The 21880-nt window shown below is 60.3% G+C and carries 15 protein-coding genes; 8 read left to right on the top strand and 7 right to left on the bottom strand.

Annotated elements, in window-relative coordinates:
• Nucleotides 1-7: 7 nt before the first annotated feature.
• Nucleotides 8-1039, top strand: a complete 1032-nt coding sequence (locus tag TSACC_RS19705; protein WP_084400695.1) for a sulfate ABC transporter substrate-binding protein — start codon at nt 8-10, stop codon at nt 1037-1039.
• A gap of 43 nt (nt 1040-1082) precedes the next feature.
• Here TSACC_RS19705 and TSACC_RS19700 read toward each other — a convergent pair whose 3' ends face one another.
• Together TSACC_RS19700 and TSACC_RS19695 are read right to left on the bottom strand one after the other, a co-directional pair.
• Nucleotides 1083-2045: a formylglycine-generating enzyme family protein gene (locus TSACC_RS19700; protein WP_075081166.1), complete on the bottom strand. Its 963-nt coding sequence runs from the start codon at nt 2043-2045 to the stop codon at nt 1083-1085.
• A 51-nt stretch (nt 2046-2096) separates the two neighbouring features.
• The gene (locus TSACC_RS19695) at nt 2097-2990 is read right to left on the bottom strand and encodes a LysR substrate-binding domain-containing protein (RefSeq protein WP_075081165.1); all 894 of its coding nucleotides are present in this window, start codon (nt 2988-2990) and stop codon (nt 2097-2099) included.
• A gap of 86 nt (nt 2991-3076) precedes the next feature.
• Between TSACC_RS19695 and ilvD the strand changes: the two genes are divergently transcribed.
• The gene (gene ilvD / locus TSACC_RS19690) at nt 3077-4765 is read left to right on the top strand and encodes a dihydroxy-acid dehydratase (RefSeq protein WP_075081164.1); all 1689 of its coding nucleotides are present in this window, start codon (nt 3077-3079) and stop codon (nt 4763-4765) included.
• Nucleotides 4766-4819: 54 nt separating this feature from the next.
• Here the strand turns inward: ilvD and TSACC_RS19685 are convergent, their stop codons facing one another.
• A complete protein-coding gene (locus TSACC_RS19685) occupies nt 4820-5371 on the bottom strand; it encodes a GDSL-type esterase/lipase family protein (protein WP_075081163.1) in 552 nt (183 codons plus the stop codon).
• Nucleotides 5372-5769: 398 nt separating this feature from the next.
• Here TSACC_RS19685 and TSACC_RS19680 point away from each other — a divergent pair, with 398 nt between their 5' ends.
• The 4 genes from TSACC_RS19680 to TSACC_RS19665 are packed head-to-tail and all read left to right on the top strand — an operon-like array spanning nt 5770 to nt 11293.
• Nucleotides 5770-6411, top strand: a complete 642-nt coding sequence (locus TSACC_RS19680; RefSeq protein WP_084400694.1) for a TetR/AcrR family transcriptional regulator — start codon at nt 5770-5772, stop codon at nt 6409-6411.
• Nucleotides 6412-6416: 5 nt separating this feature from the next.
• Entirely contained in the window at nt 6417-7583 is a 1167-nt protein-coding gene (locus TSACC_RS19675; RefSeq protein WP_075081161.1) for an efflux RND transporter periplasmic adaptor subunit, read from the top strand.
• Between the two features lie 2 nt (nt 7584-7585).
• A complete protein-coding gene (locus TSACC_RS19670; protein WP_075081459.1) occupies nt 7586-10735 on the top strand; it encodes an efflux RND transporter permease subunit in 3150 nt (1049 codons plus the stop codon).
• Nucleotides 10736-10738: 3 nt separating this feature from the next.
• Nucleotides 10739-11293, top strand: coding sequence for a MarR family winged helix-turn-helix transcriptional regulator (locus TSACC_RS19665; RefSeq protein ID WP_075081160.1), 555 nt, complete (start codon nt 10739-10741; stop codon nt 11291-11293).
• 13 nt (nt 11294-11306) lie between these two features.
• Here the strand turns inward: TSACC_RS19665 and TSACC_RS19660 are convergent, their stop codons facing one another.
• Both TSACC_RS19660 and TSACC_RS19655 read right to left on the bottom strand, forming a co-directional pair.
• A complete protein-coding gene (locus tag TSACC_RS19660; RefSeq protein ID WP_075081159.1) occupies nt 11307-13130 on the bottom strand; it encodes a PEP-CTERM sorting domain-containing protein in 1824 nt (607 codons plus the stop codon).
• An 89-nt stretch (nt 13131-13219) separates the two neighbouring features.
• A complete protein-coding gene (locus TSACC_RS19655; protein ID WP_075081158.1) occupies nt 13220-14773 on the bottom strand; it encodes a Type 1 glutamine amidotransferase-like domain-containing protein in 1554 nt (517 codons plus the stop codon).
• A gap of 506 nt (nt 14774-15279) precedes the next feature.
• On the opposite strand from TSACC_RS19655, the gene TSACC_RS19650 reads away from it, so the two are divergent.
• Nucleotides 15280-15921 (top strand): response regulator transcription factor, encoded by a 642-nt coding sequence (locus TSACC_RS19650; protein ID WP_075081157.1) that lies wholly within the window; start codon nt 15280-15282, stop codon nt 15919-15921.
• A 30-nt stretch (nt 15922-15951) separates the two neighbouring features.
• Nucleotides 15952-17724 (top strand): sensor histidine kinase, encoded by a 1773-nt coding sequence (locus tag TSACC_RS19645; protein WP_075081156.1) that lies wholly within the window; start codon nt 15952-15954, stop codon nt 17722-17724.
• A gap of 14 nt (nt 17725-17738) precedes the next feature.
• On the opposite strand, the gene TSACC_RS19640 is transcribed toward TSACC_RS19645, so the two are convergent.
• The gene (locus TSACC_RS19640) at nt 17739-18425 is read right to left on the bottom strand and encodes a hypothetical protein (RefSeq protein ID WP_075081155.1); all 687 of its coding nucleotides are present in this window, start codon (nt 18423-18425) and stop codon (nt 17739-17741) included.
• Entirely contained in the window at nt 18418-21879 is a 3462-nt protein-coding gene (locus tag TSACC_RS22480; RefSeq protein WP_075081154.1) for a hypothetical protein, read from the bottom strand. The genes TSACC_RS19640 and TSACC_RS22480 overlap by 8 nt, the downstream gene beginning before the upstream one ends.
• Nucleotide 21880 lies beyond the last annotated feature (1 nt).

Here is a 21880-nt window from a genome sequence, read left to right as displayed (position 1 = left end):
TAACACCATGAAGATTCGTCTCACCTCTCCGGCCAAGGCCCTGCGCATCGCGGTTCCGATCCTCGCCCTCGCGGCGGGGCTCTCCGCGGGCATCGCCAAGGACATCACCCTGCTCAACGTCTCGTATGACCCAACCCGTGAGCTTTACGACCAATACAATGCCGCCTTTGCCAAATACTGGCAGGGCAAGACCGGCGACACGGTCAAGGTCGACCAGTCCCACGGCGGCTCGGGCAAGCAGGCCCGCGCCATCATCGACGGACTCGACGCCGACGTCGCCACGCTCGCGCTAGCAGCCGACATCGATGCCCTGCACGACAAGGGCGACCTGATCCCTGCGGACTGGCAGAAGCGGCTGCCCAACAACAGCTCGCCGTATACCTCGACCATTGTCTTCCTCGTCCGCAAGGGAAACCCCAAGGGCATCAAGGACTGGAGCGACCTGGTGAAGCCCGGCATCGAAGTCATCACGCCGAACCCGAAGACCTCGGGCGGGGCGCGCTGGAACTACCTCGCAGCCTGGGCGGATGCGCTGAAGAAGAATGGCGGCGACCAAGAAAAGGCCAAGGCGTTCGTTGCCGAACTCTTCAAGCACGTGCCGGTGCTCGACTCCGGTGCACGCGGCGCGACGATCACCTTCACCGAACGTGGTCTCGGCGACGTACTGCTCGCCTGGGAAAACGAGGCCTATCTTTCGCTGAAGGAAAAGCCCGACCAGTTTGAGATCGTGACGCCCTCGCTCAGCATCCTGGCCGAGCCGCCGGTGACGGTGGTCGACAAGGTGGTGGACAAGAAGGGCACGCGCGAAGTCGCCACGGAATACCTGAAGTATCTCTACAGCGACGAGGGACAGGAGATCGCGGCCAAGAACTTTTACCGCCCGTCGAATCCCGAGACCCTGAAGAAGTACGCCGACAAGTTCGCCAAGGTGGAGCTCGTCACGATCGACGATACCTTCGGCGGCTGGAAGAAGGCCCAGAAGGAGCACTTCGCCGATGGCGGCGTGTTTGATCAGATTTACCAGCCTGCCGGCAAGTAGACTGGCATTTCATAGCCTCGCTGAGCCGCGGACTTTTTTCTCCTTAGTCCGCGGCGCAGCGAAACCCGCAATGGCTCGTCGCAGAGTCCGGACTGATGTGAGTGCGGGCTGCGACACGGTAGCGGTTGCAGTACGAAGCATGACAAAGAAAGGAGCCTCCGCGAATCACGCGGTCCTCGCCGAACGAGGCGCCCCGGGGATTGCGCAGACGGCCCTCCGGCCAGCGCGTGCCCCAGAAATCTGAGCACCATTCCCAGACGTTGCCGGACGTCTGGTAGAGCCCGAAGCCATTGGGCTCGTAGCTCCGGACGGGAGCAGTCCATAAATATCCATCCTCCGGGCGATTCTCGTCCGGGAATTTTCCCTGCCAGATGTTGCAGCGGTGTTTGCCGCCGGGCGTCAGTTCGTCGCCCCAGGGATAAAGCTTTTGGTCCAGCCCGCCGCGCGCGGCGTATTCCCACTCCGCCTCGGTCGGAAGGCGTTTTCCCGCCCATCGAGCGAAGGCAGTGGCATCGTTCCAGGAGACGTGGACGACGGGGTGATCGCCCTTTCCGCCCAGGTCCGAGCCGGGGCCCTCGGGGTGTTTCCAGGACGCGCCTTTCACGAGAATCCACCAATCCGCACCGGGCATGCTGCGTCCCGGCTGGCCGCGCCGCTGCCAGGCTTTGGGGAGCTGCTTCCAAAAGACGAAGGAGGAGCCGATACACTCGGCCTCCGTAACGTAGCCGGTATCCTGCACGAAGACGGAAAACTCGTCATTCGACACAGCGGTCGCGTCGATGGAAAAGGGAGAAAGCTCCACCTCGCGCACCGGCCCCTCGCCATCTGCATCCCAGCGCTCCTGGGAATCCGTACCCATGAGAAATCTGCCGCCCGGAAGGGAGATCAGATTCGCGGCAAAGTGCGAGACTTTGCAGCCGCAGGAAATGATCTCGGCGGAGGATAGCGGCATGCCCTGGCGCTCTTGGCGGGGCGCACAACAGGGAGAGCGACCTTCCGGTTTCATGGCGCAACCTTCCGGTTTTCTGCGGGCGTGTCCAGTGCTCGATGCATGGCGTTACGCCTCGGAGGTTTTCTTCAAGGCAGCAAGAAAGTCATCCATTGCCGGGGATAACCGGGCCGACGAAACGGCAAAGACGTGCTCGATGTCGACCGGCTTTTTCACGGGAATCGCCACCGCCGAGCCGCCGGTAAAGTCTGCCAGCGACTCGGGCAGCAAGGCGACGCCGGAACCCGCCGCCACCATGACAGCGACAGCCTGGGCGCGCGCAGACTCCAGGACGACGCGGGGACGGAAGCCCGCCTTACGGCAGATGTCCTGGATGAACACGGCGAAAGCCGGGGCGGCTTCACTGGAGACAGCGACGAACCGTTCGCCCATCAACTCGGCAAGGTCGATTTTCGGCTGCCGGGCGAGGCGATGACCCGAAGGCACGTAGGCGAGAACGCGTTCCCTGCGCCAGCGAATGAAGCGGATACCTGCCGGACGCTCGACTGGAGTCAACCCAACGAAACCCGCATCCAAACGCCCCTCCGCGATAAGGCGCATTTGCTCGGCGGGAGGAAGGTCATGCAGCATGAGTTGCACCGTGGGATGCGTCTCGCGGAATACGCGGAGCACCCGGGCGATCTCCGGTCCGAGCACGGCGCTGACGAAGCCAATGCGTAGACGTTCGCTCTCGCCCATGGCGGAACGCCGGGCGAGTTCCCCTGCCCGTACGAGCTGAGCCAGGATGCCGCGGCTTTCCTCGTAAAACAGCCGCCCGGCGGGAGTCATGGCCACGGTGCGCCCCTGCCGGTCAAAGAGTTGCGCGCCGAGCCGCTCCTCCAGAGTGCGGATGTGCCGGGAGAGCGGCGGTTGCGCCAAATGGAGACGCCGTGCGGCGCGGGTGAAGGAAAGCTCCTCGGCCACAGCGGTAAAGCACTCGAGTTCGCGCAGGGTGTAATCCATACCGATTTGATATCATATCCGTTCAAAACAAGTCATTCCATCATATACCGCAAATCTCCAATACTCTGCCGCAAGCAACCGCAAACATGGCCATCAGCGACACCATCAAAAAAGGCGCCAACCGCGCCCCCCACCGCAGTCTTTTACGCGCCACCGGCGTCCTTCAATCCGAGGAGGACTGGGACAAGCCGTTCATCGCGATTGCGAATTCCTTCGTGCAGATCATTCCCGGCCACGCGCATCTCGATGTGGTGGGGCAGAAAGTCCGCGAGGCTGTGCGTGCGGCAGGCGGTGTACCGTTTGAGTTCAACACGATCGGCGTGGACGACGGCATCGCCATGGGCCATGCGGGGATGAAATACTCGCTCGCCTCGCGTGAGCTGATCGCCGACTCGGTGGAGACGATGCTGCGCGCCCATTGCTTCGACGGGATGGTGTGCATCCCGAACTGCGACAAGATCGTGCCCGGCATGATGATGGCGGCGGCGCGGGTGAACATCCCGACCGTATTTGTTTCCGGCGGCCCCATGGCGGCAGGGCGCGATCCCGAGACCGGCAAGGCGCTCAACCTCGCCTCGGTCTTTGAAGCCGTCGGCCAGCTTTCCGCCAACAAGATCACCGAGAGCCAGCTCGACTCGATGGAGCGGCTGGCCTGCCCGACCTGCGGGTCGTGCTCGGGGATGTTTACGGCGAATTCCATGAACTGCCTTTGCGAGGCGCTGGGTCTGGCTCTGCCGGGCAATGGTTCCATCCTGGCAACCGACCCAGCGCGTGATGCGCTCTTTGCCGAGGCGGGACGGGCGATCATCCGCCTCGTGCGCGACAACATCCGCCCGTCGGACATCCTTACGCGGCAGGCTTTTGAAAACGCGCTGGCCCTCGACATGGCAATGGGCGGTTCGTCGAATACGATCCTGCACACGCTCGCCATCGCCCGCGAGGCCGGGGTGCCGCTGAGCATGGAGGACTTTAACACCATAGCGGCGCGAACCCCGCAGATCTGCAAGGTCGCGCCGTCGGGCATTCATCACATGGAGGATATCGACCGCGCCGGCGGCATCGGGGCGATCCTCAAAACGCTGGATGAGCGCGAGGGGCAGTTGCATCGCGAAACGATCACGGTCACGGGGCGCACGCTTGGGGAGGTGATCTCGGAGGCGGAGGTGAAGGACCCCGAGGTGATCCGCCCGTGGGATCGCGCCTACTCGGAGCGCGGCGGGCTCGCCATTCTCTTCGGCAATCTCGCGCCGGACGGCTGCGTGGTGAAGGCGGCGGGCGTGGCTCCGTCGATGATGCAATTCACCGGCTCGGCGGTGATCTTTAATTCGCAGGACGACGCGAATGTCGGCATCCTCACCGGCCAGGTAAAGGCGGGCGACGTGGTGGTGATCCGCTACGAAGGGCCGCGCGGCGGTCCGGGCATGCAGGAAATGCTGGCGCCAACGGCCTCCATCGCGGGGCGCGGGCTCGGCGAAAGCGTGGCTCTCATCACGGATGGGCGGTTCTCCGGCGCGACGCGCGGCGGAGCGATCGGGCATATCTCGCCGGAGGCAGCCGCGGGAGGTCCGCTGGCTTTTGTGGAAGCTGGCGACAAGATCGAGATCGACATCCCCAACCGGAAAATTTCGCTGCTGGTGAGCCAGGAAGAACTCGCGAAGCGCAAGGCGGCATGGAAGCGCCCGGAGCCGAAGGTGAAACACGGCTATCTCGCGCGCTATGCGTCGATGGTGACGAGTGCCGACACCGGCGCGGTGCTCCGGACTCCGGAGCTCTAGGAAAATTTGCCGTCTGCGTGCCCTCTTCGGAGGGCACGCGGGCGGCTCAGGTCGTTACTTGGCGGGGACGTATTTGTCGATGATCGGCTGGATCGCGTCGGCCCAGATCTTGTAACCGTCAGGTCCGGGGTGCAATCCGTCGGCCATGATCTTCGGGCTGATCGAGCCATCGGGCTCGAGGAATTTGTCGCCGAAGTCGATGTAGACCACCTTGTCGCCATCCGCGAGCTTGGCGATCTCCGCGTTCACCGCCTTGATTTTGTCGCGGAAAGGATCTTCGGGTTTGGCTCCGCGCGGGAAGATGGCCTGGAGCAGGATCACAGAGTCCGGCAGGCGCTTGCGGTACTCGGCCACGACCGCTTTTACGCCCGCAATGGTATCCTCCACCGACTGGCGGGCGCCGAGGTTGTTCGTCCCGATCATGATGGCGACGAGCTTGGGCTTGAACCCGTCCACCTGACCGGAGGAAAGCCTCCAGAGGAGATGCTCGGTGCGGTCTCCGCTGATGCCAAAATCAAAAGCGCCAAGCTTCCCATAACGCTCCGCCCAAACCTGCTGGCCGCCCGTCTGCCAGCCATCGGTGATGGAATCTCCGTCAAAGATCAAATTGACCGAATCCTTAACCTTCTCGGCTTTGGCATTTGTGGCTGCGACCCGAGTTACCCACTCTACGCGAGGAAGAGGAAAAGTGGACTGAGCTACGCCTGGAGGAACAGTCGGCAGAACTTTTGGCATCGGCCAAACCTCCTGCGCTGAAACAAGAGAGGCACTGGCGAGGACGGAGGCCGCGAGAACAACCGGCAGAGGGAAACGTGATAATCTAAGGTTCATGGGAACCTGTCCTATAGGCCAAAACTCCATGGCTGACCAACTCGTTCGCCCATTTCTTCCTGTGCCCTAGGAAGCCACGGTCTTCTGCCAGACATTTAGCTGCCTTTTATTTAATCCCATTAACAAATAACCTTGTGAACATTTTGGTGACGAGTTACGTTTTCCGTCACTCAATGAGTTTAGTTCGCTCCAGCAAGGAAGAAACACGCCTTCGAATTATGACCAAGGCGGATCAACTGTTTCGCCAGTATGGCTTTATGAAGACAACGGTCGCAGACATTGCTGACGAGCTGCAGATGTCTACGGCCAACATCTACAAGTTTTTTCCCTCCCGAAATGCCATTCTCGAGTCCTGCGCGGAGAGGAATATTGCCACCCTCAAGGCCAAACTGGCTGGGATCGTCGCGATCGGCGGGGGTTCCATGGATCGCCTTTCGCAGTGCGTTCTGAGCATTTTTGATTTTCACAAGGAACTGCTCCAGAACGAGCGGCAGATCTTTAAACTGGTCGTCACGGCCGTCGAAGAGGGCTGGCCCTGCATCCGCGACTACGACACTTTTTTACAGGAAACCTTCCGGCAACTCATTGTCCAGGGGGTCGAGACGGGGGAGTTTCGCCAGACGGACGCAGCCGAAACAGCCCAGGCGGTGCTCGACTGCCTGAGCATCGCCTTGCATCCCCACATCCGTTACGGGCACGTCCACGATAGCAATGAAGAGAGCGTGCGCGCTCAACTCCGTTTCGTGGCCAAGGCCCTCCGACGCTCTGAAGAAACGACCGCCCAATCGCTCTCCGAACCCCTTATTTCCCACTGACTCCTATGTTGAACAGCAAAACCTTCCTCTACGCCGCCACCGCACTCGGGGTGGGATTTGGCCTCACAGCCTGCGGCAAACACAATCCCGGCAGCAAGGGTATGCCCCAGATGCCGCCACAGGATGTCGGAGTGGTAACGATCAATCCGCAGCCGGTGGAGATCGTCACCGAGCTGCCTGGCCGCACATCGGCCTACCGGGTCGCTGAGGTTCGCCCGCAGGTTGGCGGCATCATCCTGAAGCGCCTTTATGAGGAAGGCAGCGATGTGAAGGAAGGCGACCAGCTTTACCAGATCGACCCGGCCAGGTACCAGGCCGCCTACGACAGCGCCGAGGCCGCCGTGGCCCGCGCCGAGGCGGCCGCCGACGTGGCTCGGCTAATCATGCAACGCCGGGCGAAACTCGTCACCTCCAGCGTGATCAGCAAGCAGGACTACGACGACGCCTCCGCCGCGCTGAAGCAGGCCGATGCGAATGTCGCAGCCGCCAAGGCCGATGCGGAGACCGCACGGATCAACCTGGAATATACCAAGGTCATGTCCCCAATTTCCGGGCGTATTGGCCGCTCGTCAGTGACGGAGGGCGCGCTCGTCACCACAGGGCAGACCATTCCTCTCGCCACTGTGTATCAGCTGGAGCCGATCTACGTGGACGTCACGCAATCCAGCGCGCAAATCCTGCGGCTGCGCAAGCAGTTCCAGCAGGGCGAACTCAAGGGCGTGGATGGCAAGGAGGCACAGGCAAAGCTGATCCTGGAAGATGGCACGACCTACGAACACCCCGGCAAGCTGCAATTCTCCGAGGTCGCCGTGGACCAGGGCACGGGATCGGTGACACTGCGCGCGGTATTTCCCAATCCGGAGCAGGCGCTGCTGCCGGGAATGTTTGTCCGAGCGCTCATCACCGAGGGCGTCAATGAACAAGGTCTGCTCGTCCCGCAGCGCGGCGTAACCCGCAATGTGAAGGGTCAGCCGATAGCGCTCGTGGTCAAGGCGGACAACACGGTGGAGGCGCGCGTGCTCGAGACCGACCGCATCGTGGGTGACAAGTGGCTCGTGACCAAGGGCATCGAACCGGGCGACCGTGTGATCGTCGAGGGTCTGCAAAAGACCGCTCCCGGCGCAAAGGTCGTTCCCTCGGAAATCACCAAGGACGGCAAGGAGGGCGCATGAATCTGGCCCGCTATTTCATCGATCGCCCGGTTTTCGCATGGGTGATCGCGCTGGTCATCATGCTGACAGGTGGCCTCGCGCTGACGAAACTACCAATCGCTCAGTACCCGAACATCGCGCCGCCCGCGATCGCCATTTCCGTAAACTACCCCGGCGCGTCGGCCGCGACGGTGCAGAGCTCCGTCGTGCAGGTGATCGAGCAGCAGATGAACGGCATCGACAACCTGATCTACTTCAGCTCGGAGAGCACGAAGGACGGGCAGATGACGATCACCCTCACCTTCCGCCAGGGGACGAATCCCGACGTGGCGCAGGTGCAGGTGCAGAACAAGCTCGCGCTCGCCACGCCGCTCCTCCCGCAGGAGGTGCAGCAGCAGGGCATCCGCGTGGCCAAGTCGACCCGCAACTTTCTGCTCGTCGTCGGCTTCGTCTCGGAAGACGGCAAGATGACCGACAAGGACGTCGCGGATTTCATCGTCTCGACGGTGCAGGACCCGGTGAGCCGCACGGAGGGCGTCGGCGACTTTCAGGTATTCGGCTCGCAGTACGCGATGCGCATCTGGCTCGATCCCGCAAAACTGAACAATTACCAGCTCACGCCCGGCGACGTGCGCGCAGCCATCGCGGCGCAGAACGTGCAGGTGGCAGCGGGCGAACTCGGCGGGCTGCCCTCGGTAAAAGGTCAGCAGCTGAATGCGACGGTCGTGGGCCCCACGCGCATGACCACGCCGGAGGAGTTTGGAAATATCCTGCTCAAAGTAAACCCAGACGGCGGACAGGTGCGCCTGCGCGATGTGGCAGAGGTCACGCTGGGCGCGGAAAACTACTCCATCACCGCCAAGTACAATGGGAAGCCGGCCTCGGGCCTGGCGATCCGCCTCGCCACGGGGGCCAACGCCCTCACCACGGTGGAGAACGTCAAGCACACGATCGAGAAGCTGCGGCCCAACTTCCCGGAGGGCCTCGAGGTCATCTATCCGCTGGATACCGCGCCCTTCATCGAACTGTCGATCGAGGAGGTGGTGAAGACGCTCTTCGAGGCGATCTTCCTCGTGTTCTGCGTGATGTACCTGTTCCTGCAGAATTTCCGCGCGACGCTCATTCCGACCATCGCCGTGCCTGTGGTGCTGCTCGGCACCTTTGGCATGCTGGCGGCGTTTGGATTTTCCATCAATACGCTCACGATGTTTGGAATGGTGCTGGCCATCGGTCTGCTGGTCGACGACGCCATCGTCGTGGTGGAGAACGTCGAGCGCGTGATGTCGGAGGAGGGAATTTCTCCGCTGGAGGCGACACGAAAATCGATGGATCAGATCACTGGCGCACTGATCGCCATCGGTCTCGTCCTCTCAGCGGTGTTTATCCCGATGGCATTCTTTGGCGGATCGACTGGCGTGATCTACCGCCAGTTTTCCATCACGATCGTCTCAGCGATGATGCTGTCGGTGCTCGTCGCCATCGTATTGACACCCTCACTTTGTGCCACGCTGCTCAAGCCGGTGCAAAAAGGACACTCCCTGCATCGCAAGGGATTCTTCGGATGGTTCAACCGCACTTTTGATCGCGGCACCCATCGCTATGGAGCGACGGTGCAGCACATCCTGAAGCGGTCGGGGCGTTATCTTGTCATCTATGCCGCTGTGGTTGGCGCGATGGTCATCATCATGCAGAGCCTGCCGAAGTCCTTCCTGCCCGATGAGGACCAGGGCCGCATGTTTGCCCTCGTAACCCTGCCCCCCGGCAGCACCATCGAGAATACCGAAAGCGTGCTGGCCAAGGTGCGCAACTATCTCCTCAACGAGGAGGGCAAAAACGTGGAAGGCGTATTTACGGTGGCGGGATTCAGCTTTGCCGGACGCGGGCAGAACTCCGGCCTCGCCTTCATCCGCATGAAGGACTGGGCCGTGCGGCCTGGCAAGGAAAACAAGGTGCAGGCCATCGCGCAGCGGGCCATGGGGCGCTTCATGGCGATCCGCGAGGCTATGGTATTCCCTATCGCCCCGCCCGCCGTGATGGAGCTCGGCAATGCGAGCGGCTTTGACTTTCAGCTGATGGACGTCGGCAATGTCGGTCATGAAACGCTGATGAACGCCCGCAATCAGCTCCTCGGCATGGCCGCGAAGGACCCGAGCCTCGCGGGCGTGCGCCCTAACGGTTTGAATGACGAGCCACAGTTTGAAGTCGAGATCGATCGCGAGAAGGCCAGCGCCCTGGGGCTGACCATCGCGGACATCAACTCGACCCTCTCGGCGGCCTGGGGTTCCTCCTACGTGAATGACTTCGTCGATCGCGGTCGCGTCAAGCGTGTATTCATCCAGGGCAAGCCCGAGTCGCGCATGAAACCGGATGATCTTGGCACCTGGTACGTGCGCAATGCCTCCGGACAAATGGTGCCCTTCTCGGCCTTTGCCACAGGACACTGGACCTACGGGTCACCGCGGCTGGAGCGCTATAACGGCCGGCCCTCGATGCAAATCCAAGGCAATGCCTCGCCCGGCCTGAGCACGGGCGATGCGATGACTGCCATGGAAAATATCGCCGCCAAGATGCCTCCGGGCGTGGGATTCGAATGGACGGGATTGTCCTACGAAGAACGCGCCGCCGGGGCGCAGGCGGGATCGCTTTACATCATCTCGCTCGTTGTCGTCTTTCTCTGCCTTGCCGCGCTCTATGAAAACTGGGCCATTCCGATCGCCGTGCTGCTCGCTGTGCCGCTGGGAGTCTTTGGAGCTGTGCTCGCGACCTGGGGGCGAGGCTTGTCGAATGACGTGTTCTTGCAGGTCGGCATCCTGACCATCGTGGGTCTGTCGGCAAAGAACGCCATTCTGATCGTGGAGTTTGCCAAGGCCAACTTCGAGGAAGGGATGGATCTCGTCACGGCCGCACTGGAGGCAGCCCGGCAGCGGCTGCGACCAATCCTGATGACATCGCTCGCATTTGGCCTCGGCGTCGTGCCTCTGGCCATCTCGACGGGTGCTGGATCAGGCGGCCAGAACGCCATCGGCACCGGCGTGATCGGCGGCACGCTCGCATCGACCTTCCTCGGCATCCTGCTGGTGCCGCTGTTCTTCGTCGTGATTCAGCGTCTCTTCCGCGCAAAGCCGAAGAATGTGTCCTTGACCACCAAACCCACGGAACCCCACACCGCCTAAAGAATGCGCGCGCGGCCCAATCGATACAGCAGCCTCCGGGAGGCGATCACCGCGCGGATGTCGGATGAAAATCTCGGCGCTTTCGAGGTCTTCATCGATCTCCTGGAGGTCGGCGATCTCGCAAACCGATGCGGGGGGACCTTTCTGGAGCAATATGGCCTTAATGAAACCCGCTATGTCATATTGACGCTGCTGGACAATTCGCCAACGGGCAGCCTGCGCTCCACCGATCTCTCTCAGGCCGCAGGCGTTCGTCCGGCAACCATGACTGGATTGCTCGACACCCTGGAGCACTCCGGCCTGCTCGCCCGCGTGGATAACCCCCACGACCGCCGGGCCTGCTGCGTGAAGATCTCAGAGAAAGGGCAGGCCCTGCTCAAAGAGATGGAGCTGGAGAAATTTGCCTGGATCGACGAATTGCGAGGGACATTCTCCGCCACGGAGCAGCGTTGGCTGCGCGAGCTGCTGTCCCGGGCCCGGGAGCTTCTCGACCGTACCCTCACCCCGCCCGATCCCGACAAGCCCGTGAAAAGCGTACCCCCGGAATTCGAGGCATAATGACGCGTCGGAGCTAAGCTCCCGCGATCTCTCCCTCGCGACGCCGAAGCGTTTTCCGCACTTTCATGGCCAGGACCGCGCCGGCGAGACCCAGCAACGCCATTGTGCCAGGCTCCGGCACCACGCTCACAGTGAGTTGTCCCGTGGCCTGATCAAAAGCGTAATCCTGCCCGTTCACCTGCCCGAGCCAGACGCTGGAAAATCCCCCGGAGCCGAGAGCCAGGCTACCCCAGGAGGTCGCGCCCGAGTAGACGGTGACGCTGGAAAAGTCCGCCGCGACGAGCGAGGCGAAGTTGAAGAGGTCGTAACTACCTCCCGCCGTGAAACCCGAAGCCAGAGTGATGCGGAGTTCACCGGCATAAGCCAGAGCTCCCGTCGTATCGACTGCGCCATAGTATGAACTGCCAATATCGGCGATCGTCAGCGGCCCTAGTGAGAGGTCGCTGGTAAAAGTAAGCGCAGCTCGATAGGAGCCGGAATCCGTTCCTCCCGCACGCAGAACCGACTGGGACCCGAGCAGTATGGTACCGACCACCTGGCCTGTGCCGCTCAAGGTTTGCGTCTGTGGACCGCTCAGGTACGAACTACTTCCGATCGTGTAGGAGCCGCTGGTAGTCCCCGAGACATCCAGCACACCGTTTTTGTCGACCTGAATAACCGAGGTTTTCTGGAAACCTCCATCACCTTGAAACTGCAACGTTCCCTGGTGCACTGTAGTCTTGCCCGTGAAGCTGTTGCGCACACCATTTTCCGGGACTACGAGGCCAGCCTTGGTGTAGAAAGTACCGCCTCCTGTCAGGTACAGGTTGCCCGTGCCCCTTAGGCCGGTGAGAAGATCGTTCTGGGTGCTGACTCCGCCGCCCGAATTCGTTGCGCTGATTTCAAAGACAGCTCCACTGATATTGGAATTGTCCAGAGTCAGCGTCGAAGAGCCATTGACGGTTATTGTGGTATACAGCTCCTTCTTTTGATCATTTCCATTTCGGATGGTGCGAGCACCAGTACCGTCCGAAACGGAAATCATATTTCCCGATGTCGCCGACAGTCGATTGGTATTACTCCCGGGACGAGTCAATTGTGTAAACACAAAGGTCGCATCCTTGTCCGATCCGCTCAATCCCAGCGTGATGAGACCTTTGCCCAGAGGACTGTACGAATTGTCACTGTTCACGCCAGTCCCGACATTGAGATCCAGTGACGCATTCTCAATGGTAAGGCCTCCCGTGAAAGAACTCGATGTTGCGTTCGCAGTCGAGTTGTAGTTGATCACCCACGACCCGTTTTGCAAAACCAGCCCGCCTGTTCCCGTTATCCGGGAATTCAGATAAAATGGATTGGCCGAGTCATTGACGAAGGTGACGCTCGGGGAGGTCAGGTTGATCGCCACACCGGACCGCGATGAGGACGGGGTGCCGCTGTTGCTGTAATAGAATCCATTCGCCCCAGCTCCCGACTGAAGCCAGAGGCCCACATTGGTCGACGCCAGGCTGCCGGAAAGACCAAGAGATGAGCCGGAAGCACCTGCCACCGTGATGGCGAAGGTATTGGAACCGATCACCGAGGTGGCATTGCCAGTGAGGCCTGTTTCCGAACCAAAGACCAATGCTCCAATCGAAAAGGCATCGGAAATCTCCACCACCCGGCTGGCGGATTCGCCGGCATACTGCGAGAAATATATGGTGTCACTCGCAGTGAATGTCGGAGTGGAACTCCAGTTTCCCGAGTTCACCGAATAGCGATTCTGCGCTCCGGTCCATGTGTACTGTGTTGCCTGCGCGTCGAATATTGCAAGCGTTCCCACCAATGTCCCCAGCAAAGCTGATTTCACCCTGTTCATGTCAATTTTCCCTTCGATTTAAATACGATCAATTTAGTCGTATATAATCGCTAGAGACTTTTCAGACATCAGGGAGGCTCCCTGATTTTTTAGGGGTTGGGAGAACTATCGCGCCCTGAGGACCAAGTGACGGCAGCCTGGAGAATGCGCTCAAGTCCGGCCGTTCGCTCCGGGTGGGGGCTGCTCAGGAAGACACGCCCCTTACCAAATGATGAACTGACCATGGCCGAGGTGCCTTTCATCACGCCTTGGGGAGCACCTTTCTTAGCGATCTCAGTTTCAAACACGGCCAACTCGGTATAGGTGGGCAGATCGGTTTGCGCATCACGAGCAAGAAGAGGACCTTGATTGTACCGTATCTGCACGACCGGGGATTTCTGCTGCAACTCGCGCCGTCCTTCCTCGGTAAAACGAATCTGAACATCTCCGCCGCCCCGAGCCCAATGCTCACGATCGACCACACGCGCATTGACGAGTCGGAGGTAGTACGGGCGGTCGGAGGCTGCGAGATAAGCCCCGGCGCAGATGCCAACGTAGCCACCGCCGTTGCGGACGAACTCCCGGATGCGCTCTTTTCCCGTTTCTCCCAGGGCGTCCGACTGGACGGAGGCCCGGCCCCCGCCCTGAGCCAGCACGTCAAAACTCGACAAGGCGCCCTGTCGGATTTCCTCAGCCGTTACGCGCCGGATTTGGAATTTTGCGGATAAATCCGTGAGGCAGCCCTCGATAAGGTCGGGAGCCTTTGGGCTGCCCTCGTCGGCATAGATCGCCACCCGGATCGCGCCCTTATCATCGACCGTATGATCGCCCGCGCCGCCAGTGCTTTCGGAGATCGCATCGACCGGCCGACGTGCCGCAAAATCGTATGATGCCCCGGAAGCGACCTCGAATATTTTCTCAGCGCCAGCCTCTCTGCTGGAAAAGTGCGCAAATCCCGCACCGACCACGCTGGCGGTGTCCCCTTTCACCACGATTGCCGTGGATTCATCAAGTCCGATACCGAGCAGTTCAGGATGAGCCTGGAGAACCTCTCCCAGGTCCTCCACACGACTGCGGGTGTTGACGTGCTGATCGATGGCGGTGTTTTTCAGGAGGCCAAAACCTCTTTCATATCCCGGCGCCATCACGATCTTGTTGCCCGATTTGGCTCCGCGCACGAGATAGGATGCCTGGATCGAGGCCCCGGCCGAGCTGCCGGCCACGATACCACCCCGGTCGAGGAGCGCCTGAATTTCACGCTCCGTCTTGGTATCGAGATAGGAATCCACCAACCGCCACTGGCGCCCGCCCGCGATCCAAACCGCCCGAGCATTTCGGAGCGGAGCAATAAAGGAATCGGAGTTTGCAGTCTCCCGGCTGTCGGTGTGCAGCAGAGTCAGCCTGGTGGCGCCGAACGCCTTTAGCTCCTGAAAGTCCTTGTTGGTTTCGTCGTTCGTGGCGTTCGCAGTCGTGATCACGACAATTGGTGCATTCTTGTCCCCGACCAGATCGAAGAACATAGGCCAGATGCTGGTTTTGTCGCCGCCTCCGACGAGGAGCACCGCTCCCTCGCGTGGACCGACTGTCGGAACGTTGGCCGACGCGTTGGGCGCCACCGCAAGCGCGAGGCTGACCAAGAGCAAACTGACGATGACCTTTCTCATGATTGCCGGATGCCCGAGAGGCCTGACGTGAGCGAGCGGTCTTTCACGATCCACTCCCATGCATGGCCAAACCGTTAGCGGGAAGATTCACCGGAGACCGCCTGCTGTCCAGCACCGATGCCTGAATGGACCTCGACTTTCTCCCGACTCCCGATTGATGAGAAATCCGGCAAGCCAATCCTCCAAACACCATTTTCTGATACCTCCTCACGTCTTGATATACGATAAATATGATCGTATATAAGTCGAGTTTTCATTTTCCCGCCAAATGTCGTATTTCGTCACTCCAGTGCCGTTCGCCCGCCGCAAAGGGCGGAAAACGGATCAGTGCATACACTACCAATACACCGCGAGGATCATCGCCCGCGTGATGAGCGCCAAGATTCATCCGGTAACCAAGACATTTCCTCTGGGGGAGAGCCAACTATCCCTTGAATCCCCCCCATGCAATGTTAGTCGTTGATGCCAGCATTTGCGAAGAGAGCCAGAGTGCCAATCGCCTACCCATGAAGACCATCCGAGTAGCCATTGCAGACGACCATCCCGTGGCGTTGTCCGGGCTGGAGCTCTTCATTCGCTCGGAAGTGGATTTTGAGGTCTGCGGAACGGCGCGAGATATCACCTCGATCGACGAGGTGCTGGCAGCAACAAAACCCGATGTCTTTGTGAGCGACCTGATCCTGGGACGGCATGAAGCGGGTGAAAACCTCTCCCGCTGGCGTCGGGAGTTTCCCGGCACGCGATTCATCATACTCAGCATGATCGCCGACCCTGGAGTAGCCAAGGGACTCTTCGAAAAAGGTGCCTCGGGTTATGTTTGCAAGAGTGATGATCCCTCGGAGATTCTCGATGCCATCCGCGCTGCGGCAAGAGGAGAAACGCATCTGGGCAAGACGATCCGCGACCTTTTCGAATCTGACAAGCCGACCATCGACATCTCTCCATTGAGCGAACGGGAAAGGCAGATCTTCCGACTCGTCGGCGAGGGGCTCTCCAACAAGGAAATGAGCCAGCGGCTTTTCCTCAGCATCAAGACCATCGAGACGCACAAGGAGCATATCAAAAACAAGCTCTCGCTCCAGCAGATGCCCCAGCTTCAAGCCGAAGCGAGGCGGTGGTGCCTGCAAAATGGATTGAGAACTTCCTGACGAAAAAACGGCATTCAAGGGATTCGATCAATGATGAGGGATTTTTTGATCATCGCCCGGTGGGGAGCTCTACTGGACTGGATACTCTTTGCGGGTGCGGTGGCGTTTACGCTGGCGGCCCTGATTGCCTTCCGGCTGGGAAGTCCACGGCTGGAGCAGACTCGCAACGTCAACTGGCTGCTGCTCGCTGCGTCATCCGCACTCTCTGCCATCGGCATGGTCCTTCCGCTCGTCGGGCACCTGGACATGCGAGCCTCGGGAGTGCTCTTTGCCACTACGATCGTGCTCGGTATAACGAGCACGACGCTCGTGATCCTGATGGCTCGCCGGCTGGACTTCCCATCGTTCGCAGTTGTCGGAACGAGCGCGCTGTCATTCGGCGTCTGGGGAGCGATCTCGCTGTGCGTCGTCTACGGTCCCCAGTTTCCGCTGGGAGGAAGTGCCATCCGACCAGGCCATCCGCTGGAGCCAGAGTGGACATCGCTAGCCGCCGCCATCGCGAGCATGATCGGAATCGGACTTTGCTGCTGGATCAATCTCCGGCATCTGGAATCTCTCCCCGGCTATCGGGAAAACCGCCCCGCATTTCTCAAGGGACTTTTCATCTACGGCGCAGCCATCGTGCTCGTACTCGTCGCCGGGCTGCTGGCCAGCCTCCTGAGGGAACGTCAATACATCGCCGCGCAGGCCGACCGGCTGGGCTGGCGGGTAAACACCGCAGCGCTGGGTCTCAACCTCGATGCGCTGCTGCGGCTATCCGGAAAACCCTCAGACCAGAAGATGCCCGCCTACTCGGCAGTGACCAAGCAGCTGAAAAAGATCCTCCAGGCCAACGCCGACGCGCAGAACGCCTACATCTGGACCTTTCAGGAATCGTCCCCAATTCTGCTGGCTCATGAGGGAATAAAAAATCCCGAGAGCCTGCTGCTCGACAGCTACACCCGCTCGGATACGGGACCCTATGTCACATGGTCACCGGATCAACCTTTCGCCACGGCGCACCAGCATATCGTCAACCCGACGGACAAGCAGCCCTATGCGTGGCTGGCAATGGACTTTGACCTTTCGTCCTGGCTGGACGCGATCGCCGAAGCACGTCTGCAGATCATCGGCGCAAGCTTCCTGGCCGTACTGGTGGTCACCGCCTGCTATGGTTGGGTGCTGGGAATCGAGATTGAGCGGGCCTCGGAACGGGAAAAGCTGGCACTCGTGGTCTCCGAGCGCGAACGCTTTGCCCGCGACCTGCATGACGGCCTGGGACAGACGCTAACCGGGCTCGCCTATCGTGCACGAGCGCTTGCCCGCGGGATGCAGGGGCGAGCCGCGGAGGATGCCGGAGAGTTCGCCCGCATGCTCACAGATGCTGTCGCCGAGGCCCGAGCCATCGCCTTTGCCCAGATCCCTCCTGCATTGAAAAACGGTGGACTGCGCGGAGGGTTGCAATGGCTGGCAGCGAACACCCATCGACTTTTCGAGATCCAGTGTACGCTCGACCTCCCGACGGATATGCCTGCATTCCCCGAGCAGACGGATCACGCCCTGCTCCAGATTGCCCGGGAGTCGGTGCACAATGCCATCCGACATGGCAATGCCTCGGTGGTAAGCCTCGCCCTGCATCGCAACGGCAAGGCGTGGCTTTTTGAAGTCCGCGATAATGGGAATGGCGAACTGCCAAAGAGCGCAATCGCCGGAGGTCTCGGTCTCCGGATGATCACCACGCGAGTGAGAGAACTCCACGGAACGGCTGAGTTTCTCCCGAACTCCCCAAGTGGAGTGATCGTACGCTGTCGCTTTCCGGGCTAGCTCGTGCCCGCCTCCTAATCGGAGGAATGCATACGCGGGAACTTCCGTGCGATTTTTTCCCGGATGGTCTTTTGCTTCTGGCTGAACTTATCTGGAGGAACCAGCGCCTCAACGGGGGGAGCCAGACGAGTGAAGCGTCCGATCACATTGCCATCGCGCACCGAAACCAGCCGGCCATCCTCGAGGGAAAACAACGCTTCCAAATGCAATCTCCCCACGCCCTCGGAGTCGACCTTGTAATACCCGGGCCAGTAAAGCGTCCATGCCAGATCGGCGGAAAATACGCCAAAGGAACCGTCATCGCGTTTTTCGATGCCCCGGAAATTTTTCTCATCGATCCAGGAAATCCAGCCCAGCACGGACAATGGCTTTTTCTCGGGCGAGTAGAGCATCGTCTCGCGCCGGGGGTCATTGGCAAGATAATCCCCCCCCATCCACCATGCCTCCGAGGTCCGACCGTCATTCCAGGTGAGGACATCCCTCTGAAGGTCGCCGACGCGGGTCGAGGTAATACTCTTCACGCCCCACCCCGGTTCGTCCGATCCCTTCACGACTTCAAAATCCATGCGCCAGGCGGCAGACTCCGGAAGCGCTTTGGCCTTGATCGCAGCGGCGACCAGTTCTTGCGGCGTCAAGGGTTCGGCGCCGTGGACAGAAAGGCCCATTAGCAGGAGAAGGACGAGATGAACGGATTTACTCATGGACGGATTCAACGTTCAGGTTGAGGATTTTTCCAGTGACGCGGTCGATGGAGAGGTGCACCCAGACGTGGCGTTCCGACTCCACACGAAAATCCGTAAAAGCGGTTTTTCCATTGGGCACACGCCCGGTCTGAGCGATCAGGTCGATCAGCAGGTTCCAGGTTCTCGTTTCGAGAGAATCTGCCAGGGCGCGGACAAAGACTTCGCGCTGTCGCTTGATACGCTCCGTTTTATCCGAACTGGAAACCGGGAGTGCAGCGAGGAGCTGGGTGGCGAGCTCCGAGCGATTCAGCAACGGCCCCTTGGCGGCGTCGGTCGTGAGGCCGACCAGAGCCTGTGCCGCCTCGGAAGCGCGAGTGCCAGACAACGTGGTTTTGCTAACGGGGTCGCGCAGCGCCCCCTTCAACAAACTCACGAGCACCTTGACGTTGCGGGTATTGGCCGACACCCGTGCCGAGGTTATGGCGTCATTCGGCGTCTCGCCGATGCAGAAGAAGTCGAGCAGGGTGGCATCTCCGCTTTTGTCGGTGAAGAAATCGAGACTTCTTCCCGGCGTGTCGCGGAAGACATACCCCAACTCGGCAACAGAGCGAAATGGCCGGTTCAGGATGATCGGCCTGCTCGGCCCGTTATTGGGCCAATACATCTGTCCCTCGACATCTGTTCCGCTCGCGAGAATGCCATCGCCAGAGCGCTGGATGCCGTCGGGGTCCGTGTAGCGTGTACCCGTCGTGGAATTCTGAAGTATGGTTCCCATCGCATATCCCAGCGTGCCGCTGCCGCTGGTGGACTTTGACGTGATGCTCGCAGTTCCCATGGTCCATCCGTAGTTGGCATCCCGGGCGGGAGACTGGCGATTGTCTGCCGTCTGATTGTAGCTCATACCATAGCCCGCTTTCTGATCCGGTCGCAGAGACACACTGTCGACATAGGCGCCGGAGTCGGAATCACGTTCCTGGATGCGGTAGGTGGAAAAGCGGTCGGAGCGCGGATCAAAAGCGACGATACGGGTGTTGTTCTGCAATTCGTAATCGCTTTGATTCTTGGATTTTCCGCGCGGGCTATCGGTGCCGCCATCGGCTCCTGCGCGCAGGAGAGTACGGTCCAGATAACGATGCCATGTGCCTGTCTTGGCATCCTGATATTCCATCCCAAAGGTGATGCCAGGTTTCTGGTCATTCGTGTAGTAGCGGAGGCCGATTTTGGCGACATTCAGGTCCACAAAGATGGCCGGGCTGGCAATACCGGCGAGATCACTATCGACCGGGGCCTGAAGGCTCCAGTCGATGTACGGATCGGTTGGCTTCGTGGGTGGCGGCGGCTTGCGATCGATACTTGTCAGCGGCACCGACGGCGTACCCAGGGAAAGCCGGTTGATCATGGTCGGCTCGTAGGACTTGCTCAATGCGAGCGGCGTCAGTTCGATGTTGTTCTTGTCGGGATCGAAATCCGCCATCCCATCATTGTAATAGGTATCGGTGTTATTGGCGGAATCCCGATATTGCATGGGGAAAGCCACACCAAGGGTGTCGGCCACCACGCGGAACTTTGTCGGGCGATCGGCGGGCAGGGCTTGATTGGGATCGTGGGGGTTCCAGACCTCCGGCAGCCACACCATGGAGTACGGCTGATTCTTCAGCGGCTTCCCGCTCGAGTCGAGAGCAGGGTCCGAATCGACCAACAGCCGGGCCATGAAGATCTTGATACGCTGCAGGTACGGGAGATTCTCCACTCCATAGAAGTCCATCCCATCAAACTGGATATGGGTCGGGTAGCCATCCTCATCATACTGATCGATGATATTCGCAAATATCTGCATCAGCTGATAATTTAGACGCTGATCACGGGCGTTGGCCCAGTCGCTGCCACCATTATAAATGCCTGCGCTCTTGCCCAGCGAACCGGCTGAGATGGCCGCCTTGAGCGTTTCGACAAAATCGGGTTCCCGCGCATTACCGTCATTCGTAAAGGCACCCGTCCTCGGCTCATCCAGATAGAGAATGCGCTCGGAGTTTCCGGCTGTCTCGGAGGTACCGTGATCATACACCCATGGGTCATCCGGGGAGGACCTCGTAAGGCCGAAATATCGATAGATCAGGCTATTCTGGTCCGCCGTGGCATCGCGGGTAATGAGACGCAGCCTGTCGAGGGGGAAGCGATTGAGGACAAAAGGATCACCGGGTTTGGCGCTCACCTCCTTGAGGCCGGACATCGTGCGGGGATCGGTGAAGCGCGGTCGGGTGAATGGCTTGGAGGACGTCACGGTATTGGTCACGATCACCGGGTTGAATAAATCGTCCTTTCCGTACGAGTTGTTGCCGCCCTTGGTCTCCTGCTTGATGGCAGGGCGCTCGGCCGTGCCAAGGGTGGGAGGATTCCAGGAGGGCGAGGCGAGGAACCGCGAATCCTGGGTCAGCGAGGCAAGGATCTCTCGCTCCGCAGTCGTGCAGTCCTTGAGCCTGGTTTTTCCGAACAGCCGCAGGAAGAAGCGCAGCAGATCCTGCCGGGAATAAAAGAAGCCGTCCGAGTCACTGCCAGCGGAAAGCGGAGTGAGGAATCCTGAGCGTTCGGCTCCGTAACGCACCATTTCCGGGAGGTCGGAATATGACTTCGTGGCCGAAAAGCGAAAATCCATAAGGCTCGCCACCTGGTCGCTGGTGAGTCCGAGAGCGGTAAGGTCCGCCCATTGCACGCCTCCGCGGGCTGCGGCATTGGTGGCGAAAGTCGCCGGCAGCCCAGCAGTATTGATGTCGAGCAGCCCGCCCACATCGTAAATCTGGTAGGCATACCGCCCGACCACATAGTTCGTGTTAGCCATGTCGGGCTTGGAGGCCCCAGCCTCGGCGAGCGTCGTGCCATCGGAGGGTACCCCGCTGCGGGTCACATAAATCCAGTCGGGCAAGGCGTTGTCTGGAAAGGATTGGGCGGCGAGAGCGACTTGATCCCAACGTGCGGCGGAAAGCAGCCGACCGTCCGCAGAGGGCGTCCCCGTATTGACTGCACTCGCGCGCCGCGACCCGACGGAGGAGGCGGGACCGTAGGTAATGAAATTGGTGGTCGCGGTCGCGCCGGGATAGAAGTTTTTGCGATAGAGGCTTTGCTTGACCAGATTTTCAAACCCGGTGGCCGGAATATTGGGGGAGACCAACCGGGAGGGAACCATGGCCCATCGGCGGCGCACCACGAGCGGATCGAGGGAGTCGAAGCTGGGTCGGGCAGCATCCTTCAGAGACCCGGCGAGCATTTCCTGTCGTAGATCACTGATGGTGGCCTCGACCGCACTCGTCACCAGATTTTCGCTCTCCATGCGGGACACGGTGGTGCGGGCGGTGAGAAGGGCGCTTTGCGTGTGCGCGACGAAGGCAAGGATCGCCACCGTAACCAGCACGACAAAGGCCAGCGTCACCAGGAGAGCACCGCCTCCCTGGGATCGCTGGAGAGTACGCCCCTTCATC

Origin of the sequence: Terrimicrobium sacchariphilum, from assembly GCF_001613545.1 — a bacterium.
GTDB classification, from domain to species: Bacteria; Verrucomicrobiota; Verrucomicrobiia; order Chthoniobacterales; family Terrimicrobiaceae; genus Terrimicrobium; species Terrimicrobium sacchariphilum.
The sequence above is the reverse complement of the archived record's forward strand: the minus strand, read 5'-3'. Positions and strand labels throughout refer to the sequence as shown.

Bases quoted from the DNA above. Each gene is read 5' to 3' on its own strand.
- TSACC_RS19650 (WP_075081157.1), top strand. From the start codon at position 15,280: ATGAAGACCATCCGAGTAGCCATTGCAGACGACCATCCCGTGGCGTTG.
- TSACC_RS19680 (WP_084400694.1), top strand. From the start codon at position 5,770: ATGAGTTTAGTTCGCTCCAGCAAGGAAGAAACACGCCTTCGAATTATG.
- TSACC_RS19700 (WP_075081166.1), bottom strand. From the start codon at position 2,045: ATGAAACCGGAAGGTCGCTCTCCCTGTTGTGCGCCCCGCCAAGAGCGC.
- ilvD (WP_075081164.1), top strand. From the start codon at position 3,077: ATGGCCATCAGCGACACCATCAAAAAAGGCGCCAACCGCGCCCCCCAC.
- TSACC_RS19660 (WP_075081159.1), bottom strand. From the start codon at position 13,130: ATGAACAGGGTGAAATCAGCTTTGCTGGGGACATTGGTGGGAACGCTT.
- TSACC_RS19645 (WP_075081156.1), top strand. From the start codon at position 15,952: ATGATGAGGGATTTTTTGATCATCGCCCGGTGGGGAGCTCTACTGGAC.
- TSACC_RS19695 (WP_075081165.1), bottom strand. From the start codon at position 2,990: ATGGATTACACCCTGCGCGAACTCGAGTGCTTTACCGCTGTGGCCGAG.
- TSACC_RS22480 (WP_075081154.1), bottom strand. From the start codon at position 21,879: ATGAAGGGGCGTACTCTCCAGCGATCCCAGGGAGGCGGTGCTCTCCTG.
- TSACC_RS19640 (WP_075081155.1), bottom strand. From the start codon at position 18,425: ATGAGTAAATCCGTTCATCTCGTCCTTCTCCTGCTAATGGGCCTTTCT.
- TSACC_RS19655 (WP_075081158.1), bottom strand. From the start codon at position 14,773: ATGAGAAAGGTCATCGTCAGTTTGCTCTTGGTCAGCCTCGCGCTTGCG.
- TSACC_RS19705 (WP_084400695.1), top strand. From the start codon at position 8: ATGAAGATTCGTCTCACCTCTCCGGCCAAGGCCCTGCGCATCGCGGTT.
- TSACC_RS19665 (WP_075081160.1), top strand. From the start codon at position 10,739: ATGCGCGCGCGGCCCAATCGATACAGCAGCCTCCGGGAGGCGATCACC.
- TSACC_RS19675 (WP_075081161.1), top strand. From the start codon at position 6,417: ATGTTGAACAGCAAAACCTTCCTCTACGCCGCCACCGCACTCGGGGTG.